This is a genomic window from Vibrio sp. Vb1755 (assembly GCF_033338635.1).
Classification (GTDB): domain Bacteria; phylum Pseudomonadota; class Gammaproteobacteria; order Enterobacterales; family Vibrionaceae; genus Vibrio; species Vibrio alginolyticus.
Window position 1 is genome coordinate 78,826 of the sequence record NZ_JAWOTA010000006.1, and the last position, 16,451, is coordinate 95,276.

Genomic DNA, 16,451 nt, shown 5'->3' on the forward strand with positions numbered 1-16,451 from the left:
CTTAAATAAACGGATAAATTTAATGCGTACCAGTAATTATCTTCTTTCTACTCTGAAGGAGACTCCAAACGACGCAGAAGTAGTGAGCCACCAGCTCATGCTACGTGCAGGTATGATCCGTAAGCTGGCTTCAGGTTTATACACCTGGCTACCTACTGGTCTACGTGTACTGCGTAAAGTCGAAAACATCGTTCGTCAAGAAATCGACAATGCAGGCGCAGTCGAAACTTTGATGCCCGTTGTTCAGCCGTTTGAACTATGGGAAGAGACAGGCCGCAGCGAAAAGATGGGCCCTGAGCTACTTCGCTTTACTGACCGTCATGTTCGTCCGTTTGTACTTAGCCCAACCGCTGAAGAAGTGATCACTAGCCTTGTTCGCAATGAAGTGAGCTCTTACAAACAGCTTCCGCTAAACCTGTACCAAATCCAAACTAAATTTCGTGACGAACGACGCCCACGTTTTGGCGTAATGCGTTCACGTGAATTCTCAATGATGGATGCGTACAGCTTTGACATTGATAAAGACGGCCTACAAAAGTCATACGACGCAATGCACGATGCTTACTGTAAAGCATTCGATCGCATGGGTCTGGATTACCGTCCTGTACTTGCAGATAGCGGTGCTATCGGTGGTAGCGGCTCTCAAGAGTTCCACGTACTGGCTGAAAGCGGCGAGGATATCATCGCATTCTCTAGCGAGTCAGATTACGCGGCAAACATTGAAAAAGCAGAAGCACTAGCTCCAGCCTCTGAGGCTGCGGCACCAACACAAGAAATGACGTTGGTTGATACGCCAAACGCGAAAACAATCGCTGAATTGGTTGAGCAGTTCGAACTACCAATTGAAAAAACAGTGAAAACACTGTTTGTGAAAGCATCTGACGAAGTTGATGCGCCAATCATCGCGCTTATTATTCGTGGTGATCATGAACTGAACGAAGTGAAAGCAGAAAACCTTCCTCAGATTGCAGCTCCACTGGAAATGGCATCTGAAGAAGAAATTCGTGAGCTTATCGGTGCAGGCCCTGGTTCACTTGGCCCTGTTGGCCTTAAACTGCCGTTCATTGTTGACCGCAGCGTTGCGGTAATGAGCGACTTCGGTGCGGGCGCGAACATCGATGGCAAACACTACTTCGGTATTAACTGGGGTCGTGATGTAGAGCTTGGTCAAGTTGAAGACCTACGTAACGTTGTGGAAGGTGACCCAAGCCCATGTGGCAAGGGCATTATCCAGCTTAAGCGTGGTATCGAAGTTGGCCATATCTTCCAACTAGGTAACGCTTACTCCGCAGCGATGAACTGTGGTGTACTGGGTCCTGATGGTAAGAACGTCATCCTAGAAATGGGTTGTTACGGTATCGGTATCACTCGCGTAGTAGCGGCTGCTATTGAACAAAACCACGACAAATACGGCATCATCTGGCCAGATGCAATCGCACCATTCCAGGTAGCGATCGTTCCAATGAACATGCACAAGTCAGAAGAAGTGAAAGAAGCCGCTGAGAAATTGTACGCTGAGCTAACAGCAATGGGCATCGAAGTGCTATTTGACGACCGTAAAGAACGCCCAGGCGTAATGTTCTCTGACATGGAGCTTATTGGTGTACCGCATACCATTATTATCGGTGACCGCTCAATGAAAGAAGGCAACTTCGAATACAAGAACCGTGCTACTGGTGAGAAAACAGCAGTCGCAATGACTGACATTGTTGAGCACGTAAAAGCTCAACTAAAGTAAGCACTAGACGAGTTCGCATTTGAGGTAGTTTCAAATAGTTAAAAAGGGTTGGCTTCGGTCAGCCCTTTTTATTACAGCTCAACGCCCCCCTCCACCTTTTTCGAACTATTCACTTTGTTAATCTTTGGTTCAGCTTCTTGCTATTAAACTGATTTCATCATCTAAAGGAGGTCAGTTATGGATTTAAAAAGTCTTCTAAACCAAGCACTCAAATCAGACTTACTTAAGCAAGGTGCAGATGCATTGGGCAAACAAACCAACAACATCAAATCCTCATCAAATTCAAGTAGCCTAAAAACGCTAGGAGCAGGTGCTGTAGGCGGAGGCCTCATCGGTATGCTGATGGGCTCAAAGAAAAGTAAAAAAATGACTAAAAAAATAGGGTCAAGCGCATTAAAAGTCGGTGGCGCAGCTGCGCTTGGAGCCTTGGCCTACAAAGTGTATAACGACTGGCAAGCCAAGCAATCCGGTCAAGGTGTTCAAGAAACCTTTGACCCCGATGACAGTAAACACAGTGTCTTAATTTTAAAAGCAATGATTGGAGCTGCAAAAGCTGATGGTCACGTTGATGAAGAGGAAATGGCGCGCATTGAACAAGCTCTCGCGGATATGGGCGCAGATGAGCACGTTCGTCACCTCGTTCAGCAAGAGTTAAACAAACCGCTTGATCCTGCTGAAATTGCTAATCAGGCGACCTCTCCTCAACAAGCGTCAGAAATTTACCTGGCGTCTTTGATCGTCGCTGATGAACAAAACTTTATGGAAAAAGCGTATCTGCAAGAACTAGCAAAACAACTTCAACTTTCACCAGAAGTCACTCAGCAGTTAGAAGCACAAATGCAGTGATTAAATCTCGCTCAAGCAAACCTTCAACTTGAGCCAAAACAACTCTGTACTTTGAGTTTCAAATCCGCTGTGTGTATATTGAGATAAGTTATCATTTAGTGGAAAGAAAACATGCAAGTATACGGCTGTTGTGAACTGGTTCGTGAGCTTTATGCTCAGATTGGTAGTGGCGATCAAGCTTATATTCCCCAAGCAATTTCATGTGCAGTTAAAGCACTGAACGATGTTGCAGCGGATGAGTCCCTGCCTAAAGAAGTGCGTGAAAAAGCGGCATTTGCTGCGGCAAACCTACTGATTTCAGATTTTGAGGATAAGTAATGAATCTAGCGAACTTTGAATCCATGGACCCTGTCATGCTGATGAGCATTGTGAATATGAAGCTACGCGATGACTTCGGAGGTGATCTGGACAAACTGGTGGCTTTCTTCGATATCGAGCGCACAGCACTGGAGACAAAACTGGCTTCTGCTGGTTTTGACTTTCTTCCAGAAGCAGGACAATTCCGTTAATCCACACCATGCTTGGCGGATAACCGAAACGAGAATAACCAATATGAAAAAGGGCTTGATGAGTTACCATCAAGCCCTTTTCTTTTATTCGATAGACGTCTCGGTTAGCCAAATGAAGCCCAGATGACTGTCGCCACAAGAATTGGACATACAAACTTCACATACGCAGGCCATAACTTACCAAACCAACCTTGCGTAAACTCCGGGCAACCTTGCTCAAGCTCTTTGATTTTTGAGTTGCGATTCCATACCCAACCACCAAATAAGCAGAATAAGAGCGCAGCGGTTGGTTGTAGATACTGAGTAGCAACCGTCGCGACCATACCAAATAGAGCACCAAAATTATAAACAATCACCACACTGAACAAAGCAATGAGACCACCTAAAACCCAGCTCGTTGCGCTGCGCTTAGTATTGAAGCGCTCACTCACTAAAGCCACTGGACACTCTAACATTGAAATGGAAGACGTTAGCGCCGCAATCGTCAACAATAAGAAGAACACAATAGAGAATAATTGACCAAGCAAACCTAAACTATCAAACATTAGTGGCAATACCGTAAACACTAACGTATCTGAGCTTAAGAGAGAGCCATCTTCTGCATAGATTTGAACGCCCTTTTGCATTGCTACAAACATCGCTGGCATCACCACTAACCCTGCAATGAAAGCAACGGCAGTATCTACCATGGTCACGTTCATCGCCATCTTTGGTAGGTTCTCTTTCTTACTCAAGTAAGAGCCATAAATCAGCATTGAACAGCCACCGATCGTAAGCGAGAAGAAGCCCTGTCCCATTGCAGCAAGAATCAACTTGCGGTCCCATACCTTTTCAAAATCCGGCACTAGGTAATGTTTCAGACCTTCCATCGCACCGTTTTGCGTCATGATGTAAGCAAATAGCAGAGCAAACAAAACAAACAATGCTGGCATCAAACGTGTGGACCACTTCTCAATACCTTGTTTTACGCCACCTTGTACGATGAGAATCGTCAGTACATAAAAAGTAATGGTTCCGAACAAGTTACGTTCAACACTAAAGCCCTTTAGCCATTGAGTTGCAGCTTCTAACCCCATTAGATCTGTGATTGCACCCAGTAAAAAGCAGATCAACCAACCACCAACAATTGAATAAAACGCTAAGACAGCGCTTGGTACGCTTAAACCAATCCAACCCACAATGCCGCCGAGCTTTTTACCGGCAGGGTTATCTGTGATTGCACGCATACTGTCTACAGGGTTGGCTTGACCATGGCGACCAATCGCCATTTCAACCACCAGCATCGGAAATGCGACGATAAGAATCATCACCAAATAAACTAACAGGAAAGCACCGCCACCATTACTGGCTGCTTGAGTTGGGAAGCCCCAAATATTGCCAAGGCCAACTGCGGCACCTGCGGCAGCTAAGATGAACCCGAGACGAGAGCCAAAATGCTCGCGAGGCTGAGAAGAGGTTTGCTGTGTCATACTACTCACACAAAAATATCATTGAACTAGCTAACTAGTACACTATAGCAATATTCACTATTCAACAAGAGCACCTCGGTTAAATCCTCGACAGTTGAAACAATTTGTAGTCATTCAGCTTGTAAATTTTAACGTACATCTCATATTCATCGCTCAAAAGCCTCGCGACTGTTGTTCGTTTTACGTGGCTGAATTTTACCAATCCTTCTGCCGTGAAGTGAGCCGAAAAATAATGAGCTCTGGTGTAAGGGACGAACTGTTCCTCGTGATACTGTGTCGAAAAGCAGAATATTGTGCTTCGCTTTTTCCCCCTAATGTCTATTTATCAGCTAGTTATTACTCTGTTCTCATTTATACCCATGATTCAAGGAGAGGAAAATGAAGGTCACCCTACTTCACGGAGCGATGGTTGTAGCACTCAGCGCCAGCTACCAAGCTCAAGCCTATAACTGTCAAAGTTTACCCGACTGGGACAGCACTGCGACTTATACATCGGGCGCTTTAGTAAAAACGCAAGGAGCCGCTTATGAGGCTGCATATTGGACGCAAGGCAATGATCCCGTGACCAACTCAGGATCTTGGGAAGCATGGAAAGCGTTAGGGCAATGTGATGGTGGAAGCAACAATTTATCACCAACGGTGTCGTTCTCCTCTCCAATAAACAACGCACAAATTCCCGAAGGCAGTGCGATCACTTTGTTAGCCAACGCAACTGACGAAGATGGCCAAATCACACAAATTGAGTTTGTTGCAGGCAACCAAACCGTTGCTGTGGTAACTCAAGCACCATTCGAAGCTTCTTGGACCGCTATTGAAGGGATCTCGCAATTGACCGCAATTGCGACAGATAATGAGGGAGCTGTTAGCACCACGACGATTTCTATCCAAGTTCAACCACAAGTCGAATTACCGCCACCAAGCATTTCATTGACAAGCCCAGTAGGCACAGAAGTGCTTAATGTAGGCGATAACCTAACCGTAGCCGCTCAAGCTGACGATATTGATGGTGTGGTCACACAAGTTGAGTTCTTCGTAAACAATCAATCTGTCGCCATTGATACTAGCGCACCTTACGAATATCAATGGACCGCTAGTCCAGGTACATACTCGTTCAAAGCACAAGCGACTGATGATACAAACCTCGCAACGATGAGCCAAGAAGTAGCGCTGGTTATTAGTAATTCAGAAACCGGAACGGGCGGATGTGCAGATGCAGTACCTTATGTGGCAGGCACAAGTTATCAAGCTGGCGACCTGATTTCTCACTTCAACCAAAAATATCGTTGTGATGTTGCTGGTTGGTGCTCCTCGGATGCGACATGGGCTTACGAGCCTGGTGAAGGGCTATACTGGCAAGATGCTTGGAGTGGCCTAGGTGCTTGTTCGACACCACCGCAAGTTACCATTACGGCACCAACGGATGGACAAGTCGTGCTCGCTGGCAGCAATAACGAAATCACGGCAAACGCAAGCGATGCTGATGGCACAGTCACGCAAGTTGAGTTTTTTGCGAACAACACCAGCTTAGGGGTCACCACTCAAGCGCCATATTCCGTTACTTGGAACGCCACACTTATTGGCGCTAACCAGCTTAAAGCCGTCGCAACCGATAATGATAACAACACGTCAGAGTCCCTGGTTGGTGTGGAAGTCAGCGATAAAGATTTGGTCGTCTCTCTGACTTCACCAAGCAGCGGTCAAACCGTCGGATTAGGCAAAAGTCTCGCATTAAGCGCCGATGCAACGTCTTTAACTTCAGGCATTAAACACGTTGATTTCATGATCAACGGCTCTATTGTTGCAACCGATACCACAGCACCTTACACAGCCAACTGGACACCAACTGCACTTGGTAACTTTACAGTTAGCGCCCAAGCTGTGGATTTGTCAGGAAGCAATGCACTGTCTGACGCCGCAGCAATAACGGTGGTTGAGCAAGTAGAGAAACGCCATAACCTCATCGGTTACTGGCACAATTTTGTAAATGGTGCGGGCTGTCCAATTCGTCTAGCAGATATGGCAGATGCTTGGGATGTGATTGATATTGCCTTTGCTGAAAATGATCGCAACAGTGATGGCACTGTGCACTTTAATCTATATTCAGGCGATATTTACAGCGATTGTCCAGCACTCGATCCAACACAATTCAAGCAGGACATGGCAGCGCTTCAAGCTAAAGGTAAGAAGTTTGTTCTCTCTCTTGGCGGCGCAGAAGGCACGATTACGCTGAATACCGACCAAGATGAAGCCAACTTTGTCTCTAGCCTAACAGGTCTTATCGCTGAGTGGGGCTTTGATGGTCTAGATGTGGATTTAGAGAGTGGTTCTAACTTAGTTCATGGCTCGCAAATTCAAGCTCGCCTTGGTCGTGCTTTGCTTCAAATAGAGCAAAACATGGGTGGAGATATGTACCTAACCATGGCGCCTGAGCACCCTTATGTTCAAGGCGGCTATGTGGCTTACAGCGGTATTTGGGGAGCTTACATTCCTGTGATAAACGAGACACGCAGCACGCTCGACTTGCTTCACGTCCAGTTATATAACAACGGCGGTTTGCCAAACCCATACCTGCCAGGCAGTGCACCAGAAGGCTCTGTGGATATGATGGTAGCGCAATCTAAAATGCTTATCGAAGGTTTTGAGTTGGCCGACGGCACTCAATTTGCACCATTGCGCGATGATCAAGTCGCAATCGGTTTACCTTCAGGTCCTAGCTCGGCAAATTCAGGGCAGGCTCCAACACAGAATATTATCAACGCACTAGATTGTTTAACCAAAGGCACTTCATGTGGCACCGTAAAACCAGCGTACCATTACCCGAATTATGCAGGAGTAATGACATGGTCTATCAACTGGGATCAGCATGATGGCTTTAACTTCTCAAAACCTGTCGGCGATAAACTCACCGAGATGAATGCGCAATAAGCTATCAAAGAATAAGCGAGTAAAACGCAAAGAGAGCACAATAGTGCTCTCTTTCTTTATCTCATCGAGTTTTTGCTTTTTAATGAGTAATTAAATCGTAAATACTCGGTAATCTTTTAGCTCAGGGATTTTCTTCAACAGATCGTTTTCTTGCCCTGCCATGTCATCCAGCGAATCGCACAAGTCTTCTGCTTGTTGTTCTACCTCTTTTGAATGCTCGGCTAAACGCTCTTCTACTTTCGCGCTGAGTTCAGCCATACTCTCTGATAATGCAGTGAGGTTTATCCCTCCCTCTTCCTTCATTTTTTTCGATAAAGCATCCAACGAACTGGCTAAAAACTCTTTATTGAAGATCTCTTGTGCTTTTGCAAAGTCTTCAGTCCACCCTTGTGTCATAGACTCAAAACTCTCCGCAGGCAGGATGAAATCACCATCTTTGTAGTAACGTGATTCAACATCAGCGAAAAAGTCCTTTACTGCGACTTTTACATTATCAAACGCACCAGGTGCATCGAGGCTTTCCGCAACATCATCAATAATATCATTCGCAAGCGCTAAACCATCACTCGCCAATTGCTTTGCTTGTGGAATATACGCGTTCATTTTTTCGCGATAGTCTTCAATTGCCGCTTTTTGGTCGGCATTGAGTTCAATTAGCTCACCTTTGATGAAGAGGTTGTTATCCTCATCCACGACAGCTTTATCACCTGTCGTTTGGCGAATTTCCAAGCTTTGCCCATCCATACGGACTTCATTATTGATGTCCACACGACACTGCGCTGCATAACCAGTAGCACTGACCATCAGCAATGAGAGTGTAAAAAGCTTTTTCATGTCATTCTCTTTTATTTAACATTACTCGTGTTAAACATAACACTGAGTGATACATGAGATGTCAGCAAATCGTCACGACTTCGTAACAAGTTGTTTTATCTCCTATTTTCACGTCAACCTCATCACCCTCTTCTTTCCCGAACAACGCTCGACCCAGAGGAGATTTGGCTGTTAAGACAAAGACTTCCAGAGTCTGATATTGAACAGTCAAACCACCAGAGCAAGGGCCTACAAAGAAGTGCTTTTCGATCAAATTCTCATCTGCGAGAACAACGTAAGCACCAACACCAACAGGCGCATTCTTAAAGTTACGAGTCACTAAAGAACGATATTGACGCAACTCCTCTTCACTATCTTGAATTCGCATGGCTTGTCCATGAGCAAGATACGCGGCTTCAAGTGCCAATGTATCGTACTTGTGCTCGGGAACAGTTTCTTCATCTGTGGCGGCATCGATAGCTCGCTGAGCCGATGAATGGGCAACTTGAAGTTTTTCTTCCAGATGTTGGATGATAATTTGGACTAAGTCAGCTTTGTTCATACTTTTAGGACGCGCGTTTAGTATTCGGGGTGTGTTAATGTAGCCAAGTTTACCATCAAAGAAAGGTTTCCCTATTATGCAAAGTGACTCGCTGCATCAAACACTTCAATCTGTATTTGGTTTTGACTCATTACGCCAAGGTCAGCAACCCGTTATTGAAGCCGTTATGAATGGTTACTCTGCTGCGGCAATCTTTCCTACAGGCTCGGGGAAGTCACTCTGTTATCAACTACCTGCAACCATATTACCCAACCTTACGTTGGTGATCTCTCCGTTGTTGGCGTTAATGAAGGATCAACTGAGCTTTTTACAAAGTAAAGGAATCGCGGCCGCTTCTATCGATAGCAGTCAAAGTAGAGAAGAAGCACAACAGGTCATGGCTGGCGTGAAGAATGGACAAATCAAAATCTTGATGATTTCTGTTGAGCGACTAAAAAATGAGCGTTTTCGTGAATTCATTCGCCAAGTACCGATTTCTTTGATGGTCATTGATGAAGCGCACTGTATTTCCGAATGGGGGCATAACTTTCGTCCAGATTATCTCAAACTACCGCAATATCAACGTGAACTGAACATCCCACAGTCTTTACTTCTCACCGCAACGGCAACGCCTGCAGTTATTGAAGACATGCAAAAAAAGTTCGATATTTCCAGTGAACATATTACCGTTACAGGCTTCTACCGCTCTAATCTGGATATCTCAGTGATCCCGTGTGAGGAAACAAAGAAACAAGAACAGCTCAGTGAGATCATCGCCTCTTCACCTAAGCTTCCGACCATCGTATACGTGACGCAGCAGCAAACAGCAGAACGAGTAGCAAAGTCATTAATCCATATTGGCATTAACGCTCACGCATACCACGCTGGCATGAAAAGCGACGTTCGTGAACAAATCCAACAGCAGTTCATGGATGGCCAAATTGACTGTATTGTTGCAACGATTGCATTTGGTATGGGGGTCGATAAATCTGATATTCGACGCGTCATTCACTTCGACTTACCCAAATCAATCGAGAACTACGCACAAGAGATTGGACGTGCAGGCAGGGACGGGCAACGCTCGGAGTGCATTCTGCTAGGCAATACGTCCGGCCTAACGGTGTTGGAGAATTTTGTCTATGGTGACACACCAGAATTTACGTCAATTAACTATGTAGTCGAGCAAGCGAAAGAACATGCTCCACAATGGGAGGTAGTGCCACTGCGTTTGTCGCGTGAAAGTAATATCCGCCAATTGCCACTCAAAACCTTGTTGGTTTATTTGGAGCTACATAACGTCATTGAAGCAAAGTACAGTTACTTTGCGGAATATCGGTTTAAGTTTTTGCACGATCAGCAATTTATTGTGAATCAATTTCAAGGCGAGCGACGTCAATTTGTGGAGGCTATTTTTTCCTGCTCACAAAAAGCCAAAGTGTGGTGCCAAGTTGATCTAGAAGCGCTATGGATGAACTATCAATCGGAACGCAGCCGAGTTGTCGCAGCGCTCGACTATTTTCACCAGAACGGCTGGATAGAACTAGAGAGCAAACAACTGACGGACGTGTACTCAGTTATGCCAACCAAACAGAGCTCGGATGTTTTAATCCAACAACTGTATGAACTGTTCCAATCCAAAGAAAGCAAAGATATCGAAAGAATCCACACCATGCTGCACTTGTTCCAGTCCGAGCACTGTTTGAGCTCACAATTGGCGAACTACTTTGCGGATCACGATGCACCAAAGCAATGTGGTCACTGCTCCGTGTGTCGTGGTCACGTCGCCACATTCACAGCACCAGAACCTGAAGATATTGAACAATCTCAAGTATCGATATGGGCGCGGGAGTTTATTCAGCTTTCCCCATCGGCCATCAGTAATGATGCCGTTGCTCGCTTCTTGTGCGGAATCAGCACTCCTTTGATTAGCCAGCTAAAAGCCTCAAAGCTAGCAGGTTATGGTGCAATGGCAAATGTAAGTTTTGAGCAGGTATTAACGCAGGTAGAAACGGTAAGGGCCTAAAAAAAGCTCAATTGACGCGCTTGGTCTTCGGGCTTGAGCATCACGTTCAAGCCTAAAAGGCGAATTTCCCGTCCATTTTGGCGTTTAAGAATATCTCTTAGCAAGATCTTGAAGTCCTCAAGCTCTAATTGCGGATGGATGTGCTCAATTGTTGTCAGTTGAAAGTCGGCAAATTTGACTTTAATACCTTGTTTAATAATCGACTTATCTGGGCTTGCACGCTCTAAACGTTTCTCGAGTTCAGGATAAAGTTTCTCCTCAATCACTTGCCAACATTCATCATAGGTTGCGATGTTCTGGCTGAATGTCCTTTCCACACCGACGGACTTTCTCTCGCGCTCAACAACGACTTCTCGATTATCAATTCCATGGCTTCGCTGCCATAAGGAGGCACCCTGACGACCAAACTGCCTCAACAACTCTCGATAGTCACTGTTTTTAATGTCCTCACATCGATAAAAACCGGCTTGGTGGAGCTTCTCAAGACTCACCTTCCCCACACCAGGAATGTTCTCTAGCGGAAGACTATCGATAACCTCTTGGACTTTCTCTGGCGGAATCACAAACTGACCGTTGGGCTTGTTCATGTCTGACGCGACCTTGGCAAGAAACTTTATCGGAGCAATGCCCGCCGATGCCGTCAACCCAAGTTCACTCCAGATATCGCGGCGAATTGACTCTGCGATCAACGTAGCGGAGCCACGGCAAGCTGTCGAGTCCGTGACATCGAGGTATGCTTCATCCAATGAGAGAGGTTCAATGATAGGCGTATAACGCTCAAAAATAGCACGAATCTGCTGAGAGACTTGCTTATATACATGCATTCTACCGGGCACAACCAACAAATGAGGACAGAGTTGCAGCGCGCGCGCCGTTGACATTGCACTGCGAACACCATATTTACGCGCATCATAATTACAGGTGCTAATCACTCCACGCTGCTTTTCATGTCCGCCAACAGCGAGTGCAATGCCACGGTAACTGGGGTTATCTCTCATCTCTACGGCAGCATAAAAACAATCCATATCGACATGAATAATTTTTCTAATTCGATCTGACATAGCCATCAAAGCACTGTTCAAAAAAACAGTATAAATCAAATCTACCTGAAGAGAAATGGGCGTGTTTAAGCGAACGTCAATCTCGAAGCATTACGTCCAATTGATCGACTAATTCGGCCCAATCTGCATCTTCTTCGATGGCTTGTTTTAGAAAGTTCGCCTGTGACATCGTCCAAAAGCTAGCTTCATGTAAAGGCGCAGAATCTCTTTTGTGTCGATGTTGATTAATAAAATCTTTCATTTCTTGAGGAGAGCTACCGAGGCCCAGTTGTTGAAATAGCTCAGCCATACCATGTTGATGCATTTCCATACTACTTTCTCCCTACGTTAGCTAAACATAATTATATAACTAAGACAGGAATAATGATGTGATGTTAACGGATGCGTGTCAAACATTTGAGTAGTTGTTCTACTTTTGGTTGACATGTGTTTTTTGATGGCGATAAGTTTAATTTTAGTTATCATTGATTTTAAACAATTAATTTTGGGGACTGCGCTTGAGTAATAAGATTCTGGTTGTTGAAGATAGTCGTGCATTTAAAAACTTTCTTTGCCAAACAATAAGCCAAGCTGGTTATGAGGTCATCGCAGCGGAAAGCTACGCGGAGGCAAAGAACTTGTTATCTTCAGCACAGGACCTCTTCTGTGCGGTTTTAGACTATTGTTTACCGGATGCTCAAGATGGCGAGATTATTGACCTCGTTTTGGAACATGGTCATCGTGTCATTGTTTTAACGGCTCGATTTCAAGAAGACACTCGCGAAAAGATGCTTGCAAAAGGTGTCCTCGACTATATTTTGAAAGACAGCATGGCGTCCGTTTCCTATCTATTACCACTCCTCAAGCGACTAACCAACAATCAACAACACAAATGTTTAGTCGTTGATGATTCACACACCGTAAGAAGACACATTGCCCAACTTTTGGAGCATCAATATATTCAGACGTTGGAAGCTGACAATGGGCAAAAAGCCCTAGAGCTTGTCGAGCAAAATCCAGATATCACTCTCGTTTTAACCGACCATGATATGCCCGTTAAAGATGGCATTACTATGGTGCGTGAATTACGTCGGAAGTGGGATAAAAATCAATTAGCCATTCTCGGCTTGTCGGGTAGTAACTCTAAGACCATGACGGCTAGGTTTCTAAAAGCAGGGGCCAATGACTTTTTATACAAGCCATTTAATCAAGAAGAATTTTTTTGCCGTATTCACCAACTGTTAGATATCAAAGACGCAACATCTGAACTGTTTAAAATGGCAAATCAAGATGCGCTAACGGGCTTATGGAACCGCCGCTTTCTGTTTGAGCAACCCCATGTAGAAAACGCTCAAAGAAACATCGCGATGCTTGATATCGATTTCTTTAAGCAAGTAAATGATACACACGGACATGAGGGCGGCGATGCAGTGTTAGTCATGATAGCGAATATTCTAAAAATCTATTTTCCAAATGATATTGTCGCTAGGCTTGGTGGCGAGGAGTTTTGTATTCAAGCCAGTGGCGACTATGACGGCTTTCTAACACGCTTAGAACAAATGAGACAGCGCATAGAAAAAACGCCAATAACTTATTTGGACAAAAACATTCTTGTGACCGCGAGTATTGGTGTAAGCAACATCGAGGGGGAGCTGGAACAACAAATAAAAGTGGCGGATGAGCGACTTTACATGGCCAAAGAGAACGGACGTAACCAAATCATTGCTTCGTCCTAATGATTATCGATGTAGTCTTGCTCTATAACATGAGAGAAAGAAACAACAAAACACGGTATTGGGCTCTTTCTCGGACATCTGAGCTTTGGTTAGCTGCCTAAAAATAAAGCTCAGCAGAACGCTGAGCTTTATCACTTTCTTAGTACGATTAACCAATACTAAGCAATTCTATCTTTTTCCCACGCCGCCAATTTCTCAGCACGCGCAGCCTCACGCGCTTCACGTTTTTTACGCGCATCGCAGGGTTCTGGACAATTACACACTTTTTCGATGCCAACTGCCCCTAAGCCACCACAGCTACCTTTCACGACTTTCTTTTGGAAAATGTATCCGACAGCCATTGCAGTGATTACCGCGACAAACACAGCAAAGGTAATTAGAAATGTATTCATAAAAACATGCTCACTTCTGTTGTTATTTCTTCATGAATGGCTTGTATGCTTCCGAAGCCAACTCTTTAAAACCATCTTCCGTTTTCACAATCATGAAAACAGGAATATTATTTTCGTTCGCAATTGCCATGCCTTTGTCTTCACCTAGCACCATAAGACCAGTTGCAAGACCATCAGCAGTCATCGACGATTTATCTAATACCGTTACAGACACCACTTTATGATGAATTGGTTTGCCTGTTCGTGGATTAATAATATGAGAGTATCTCACACCATTACTCTCAAAGTAATTACGATAGTCACCACTTGTTGCAATTGCCATGTCGCCTGGTTCAATAATTTCTTGAATTGAACGTTCATCAACGGTCGGTTTTTCAATTGCGATACGCCAAGGCACACCTTCACGATTGACACCTTTGAGACGCATTTCACCGCCAACTTCGACCATAAAGTTCTGTACCCCTTCAGATTGAAGGTAGTCAGCAACCACGTCAACCCCCCAACCTTTCGCAATCGTCGATAGGTCGACGTACAAGTTAGGAAGGTCTTTGGACAGTGTATTACCATCAACAGATAGGTGGTGAATACCGGTATTTGCTTTGCGAGCAGCGAGTTCTTCATCGGTTGGAACTACATCTGGACGAGCTTCTGGACCAAACCCCCACAGGTTAACTAGAGGGCCGACCGTCACATCCAATGCACCTAAAGTAAGACCGTTAAGGCGAATTGCTTCTTTCACTACCGTTGCTGTTTGTGTCGAAACTGTAAATGGCTCGCTCGTTTGATGCTGATTAAAACGACTTAACTCTGAGTCGTCACGATAGGTCGACATTTGGTCATTAACCTCTTCCAATAAGCGATCAATTTCTGTCTGCATCGCTTTTGGCGTTGGAATACCATCTTGCTCGATATACTTGATGTTGTAAGAAGTCCCCATGGTAGGGCCACTTAAATGAATTTGATCTGCAGGCTGCTCACAGCCAGCCAAAATCAATAGAGAAGCGAATGCAACAAGCCACTTTTTCACTTGTTAACTCCCAATGTTGTTGAATTGATATGGGAAATAGGACCAATCCTTTCAATCCGATTACCTATATCAACTGTTGCGTATCAGTTTTATGTCTATAAAAAACAATGGCTAGCTCTCTTGGAGAGCTAGCCATAGATTCAATCACTTGGAGGAATTAACCACCGAAGTCATCTAGTAGGATGTTTTCATCCTCTACACCTAGATCTTTTAGCATGCCGATTACAGCTGCGTTCATCATAGGTGGACCACACATGTAGTATTCACAGTCTTCTGGCGCTTCGTGATCACGTAGGTAGTTCTCGTAAAGAACGTTGTGAATAAAGCCAGTGTAACCATCCCAGTTATCTTCTGGAAGTGGATCAGACAGTGCACAGTGCCATACGAAGTTGTCATTCTCAGCTTGTAGCATATCGAAATCTTCTACGTAGAACATTTCACGCTTAGAACGTGCGCCATACCAGAAAGACATCTTACGCTTAGAGTGCAGACGCTTAAGTTGGTCGAAGATGTGTGAGCGCATTGGAGCCATACCAGCACCACCACCAACGAATACCATTTCTGCATCTGTATCTTTCGCAAAGAACTCACCAAATGGACCAGAAATAGTACACTTGTCGCCTTCTTTTAGAGACCAGATGTACGAAGACATGATGCCTGGTGGTACGTCTGGGTTGTTCGGCGGCGGAGTTGCGATACGAACGTTAAGCATGATGATACCGTGCTCTTCTGGGTAGTTAGCCATAGAGTATGCACGAATGGTCTCTTCATTAACTTTAGACTCGTAACGGAAAAGGTTGAACTTCTCCCAGTCTTCACGGTATTCCTCAGGAATATCGTAGTCTGCGTATTTCACGTGGTGAGCAGGAGCTTCAATCTGGATGTAACCACCAGCACGGAAAGGTACTGATTCGCCATCTGGAATTTGTAGCTTAAGCTCTTTGATGAATGTCGCTTTGTTATCGTTAGAGATAACAGTACATTCCCACTTCTTAACGCCGAAGATTTCTTCAGGAAGCTCGATATCCATGTCAGTTTTCATTGCAACCTGACACGCTAGACGCTCACCTTCACGCGCTTCACCTTTAGTAATATGGTCAAGCTCGGTTGGTAGGATGTCGCCACCACCTGATTTAACTTTTACGCGACACTGACCACATGAGCCACCGCCACCACAAGCAGAAGATACGAATACGCCAGCACCTGCTAGAGCACTCAGTAGCTTACCACCTGGTTGTGTAACGATCGCCAGAGAAGGGTCATCGTTCACAGAAATTGTAATGTCACCTGTTGGTACAAGCTTAGACTTAGCGAAAAGAATCACTAGTACTAGTGCAAGTACGATCAGAGTAAACATCACTACACCAAGAATAATGTCCATTGACTATTCCT

General features: G+C 44.8%; 15 protein-coding genes. 7 read left to right on the forward strand and 8 right to left on the reverse strand.

All coding sequences use genetic code 11. From position 1 onward, the window contains the following. The first annotated feature begins 22 nt into the window (after positions 1–22). The 4 genes from R7E00_RS08065 (at position 23) to R7E00_RS08080 (ending at position 3,093) form a co-directional block, all read left to right on the forward strand. On the forward strand, positions 23–1,738 hold the full coding sequence (locus R7E00_RS08065; RefSeq protein WP_025768238.1) for a proline--tRNA ligase: 1,716 nt from the start codon (positions 23–25) through the stop codon (positions 1,736–1,738). Positions 1,739–1,915: 177 nt separating this feature from the next. Further along, positions 1,916–2,584, forward strand: coding sequence for a tellurite resistance TerB family protein (locus R7E00_RS08070; protein ID WP_005380291.1), 669 nt, complete (start codon positions 1,916–1,918; stop codon positions 2,582–2,584). A 111-nt stretch (positions 2,585–2,695) separates the two neighbouring features. After that, positions 2,696–2,902 carry a YaeP family protein gene (locus R7E00_RS08075; RefSeq protein ID WP_005391765.1) on the forward strand — a complete coding sequence of 69 codons (207 nt, stop codon included), beginning with the start codon at positions 2,696–2,698 and terminating at the stop codon, positions 2,900–2,902. Then, the gene (locus R7E00_RS08080; RefSeq protein WP_005380289.1) at positions 2,902–3,093 is read left to right on the forward strand and encodes a DUF4250 domain-containing protein; all 192 of its coding nucleotides are present in this window, start codon (positions 2,902–2,904) and stop codon (positions 3,091–3,093) included. The genes R7E00_RS08075 and R7E00_RS08080 overlap by 1 nt, the downstream gene beginning before the upstream one ends. A 104-nt stretch (positions 3,094–3,197) precedes the next feature. Here R7E00_RS08080 and R7E00_RS08085 read toward each other — a convergent pair whose 3' ends face one another. Next, positions 3,198–4,562, reverse strand: a complete 1,365-nt coding sequence (locus R7E00_RS08085; RefSeq protein WP_005391763.1) for a sodium-dependent transporter — start codon at positions 4,560–4,562, stop codon at positions 3,198–3,200. A 378-nt stretch (positions 4,563–4,940) separates the two neighbouring features. On the opposite strand from R7E00_RS08085, the gene R7E00_RS08090 reads away from it, so the two are divergent. Continuing rightward, positions 4,941–7,487 carry an Ig-like domain-containing protein gene (locus tag R7E00_RS08090; RefSeq protein ID WP_033905532.1) on the forward strand — a complete coding sequence of 849 codons (2,547 nt, stop codon included), beginning with the start codon at positions 4,941–4,943 and terminating at the stop codon, positions 7,485–7,487. A 90-nt stretch (positions 7,488–7,577) separates the two neighbouring features. Here R7E00_RS08090 and R7E00_RS08095 read toward each other — a convergent pair whose 3' ends face one another. Further along, positions 7,578–8,321, reverse strand: a complete 744-nt coding sequence (locus R7E00_RS08095; RefSeq protein ID WP_005380283.1) for a YggN family protein — start codon at positions 8,319–8,321, stop codon at positions 7,578–7,580. Between the two features lie 61 nt (positions 8,322–8,382). Beyond that, positions 8,383–8,862: a GreA/GreB family elongation factor gene (locus R7E00_RS08100; protein ID WP_005380280.1), complete on the reverse strand. Its 480-nt coding sequence runs from the start codon at positions 8,860–8,862 to the stop codon at positions 8,383–8,385. Positions 8,863–8,938: 76 nt separating this feature from the next. Between R7E00_RS08100 and R7E00_RS08105 the strand changes: the two genes are divergently transcribed. Next, positions 8,939–10,864, forward strand: coding sequence for an ATP-dependent DNA helicase RecQ (locus R7E00_RS08105; protein ID WP_005380279.1), 1,926 nt, complete (start codon positions 8,939–8,941; stop codon positions 10,862–10,864). On the opposite strand, the gene dinB is transcribed toward R7E00_RS08105, so the two are convergent. Beyond that, entirely contained in the window at positions 10,861–11,925 is a 1,065-nt protein-coding gene (dinB, locus tag R7E00_RS08110; RefSeq protein WP_025768236.1) for a DNA polymerase IV, read from the reverse strand. The genes R7E00_RS08105 and dinB overlap by 4 nt on opposite strands. 76 nt (positions 11,926–12,001) lie before the next feature. Continuing rightward, positions 12,002–12,235, reverse strand: a complete 234-nt coding sequence (locus R7E00_RS08115) for a DUF2789 domain-containing protein (RefSeq protein WP_005380277.1) — start codon at positions 12,233–12,235, stop codon at positions 12,002–12,004. A gap of 187 nt (positions 12,236–12,422) precedes the next feature. On the opposite strand from R7E00_RS08115, the gene R7E00_RS08120 reads away from it, so the two are divergent. Beyond that, complete coding sequence (locus R7E00_RS08120; RefSeq protein WP_064368726.1) at positions 12,423–13,640, forward strand: response regulator; 1,218 nt, start codon at positions 12,423–12,425, stop codon at positions 13,638–13,640. A 158-nt stretch (positions 13,641–13,798) separates the two neighbouring features. Here R7E00_RS08120 and nqrM read toward each other — a convergent pair whose 3' ends face one another. From nqrM to nqrF, 3 genes are all read right to left on the reverse strand, one after another. Next, positions 13,799–14,032, reverse strand: a complete 234-nt coding sequence (gene nqrM / locus R7E00_RS08125) for a (Na+)-NQR maturation NqrM (RefSeq protein WP_005380273.1) — start codon at positions 14,030–14,032, stop codon at positions 13,799–13,801. Positions 14,033–14,054: 22 nt separating this feature from the next. Next, positions 14,055–15,059: an FAD:protein FMN transferase gene (locus R7E00_RS08130; RefSeq protein ID WP_005380272.1), complete on the reverse strand. Its 1,005-nt coding sequence runs from the start codon at positions 15,057–15,059 to the stop codon at positions 14,055–14,057. A 157-nt stretch (positions 15,060–15,216) separates the two neighbouring features. Beyond that, the gene (gene nqrF / locus R7E00_RS08135; RefSeq protein WP_005380271.1) at positions 15,217–16,440 is read right to left on the reverse strand and encodes an NADH:ubiquinone reductase (Na(+)-transporting) subunit F; all 1,224 of its coding nucleotides are present in this window, start codon (positions 16,438–16,440) and stop codon (positions 15,217–15,219) included. Between the last annotated feature and the right edge of the window lie 11 nt (positions 16,441–16,451).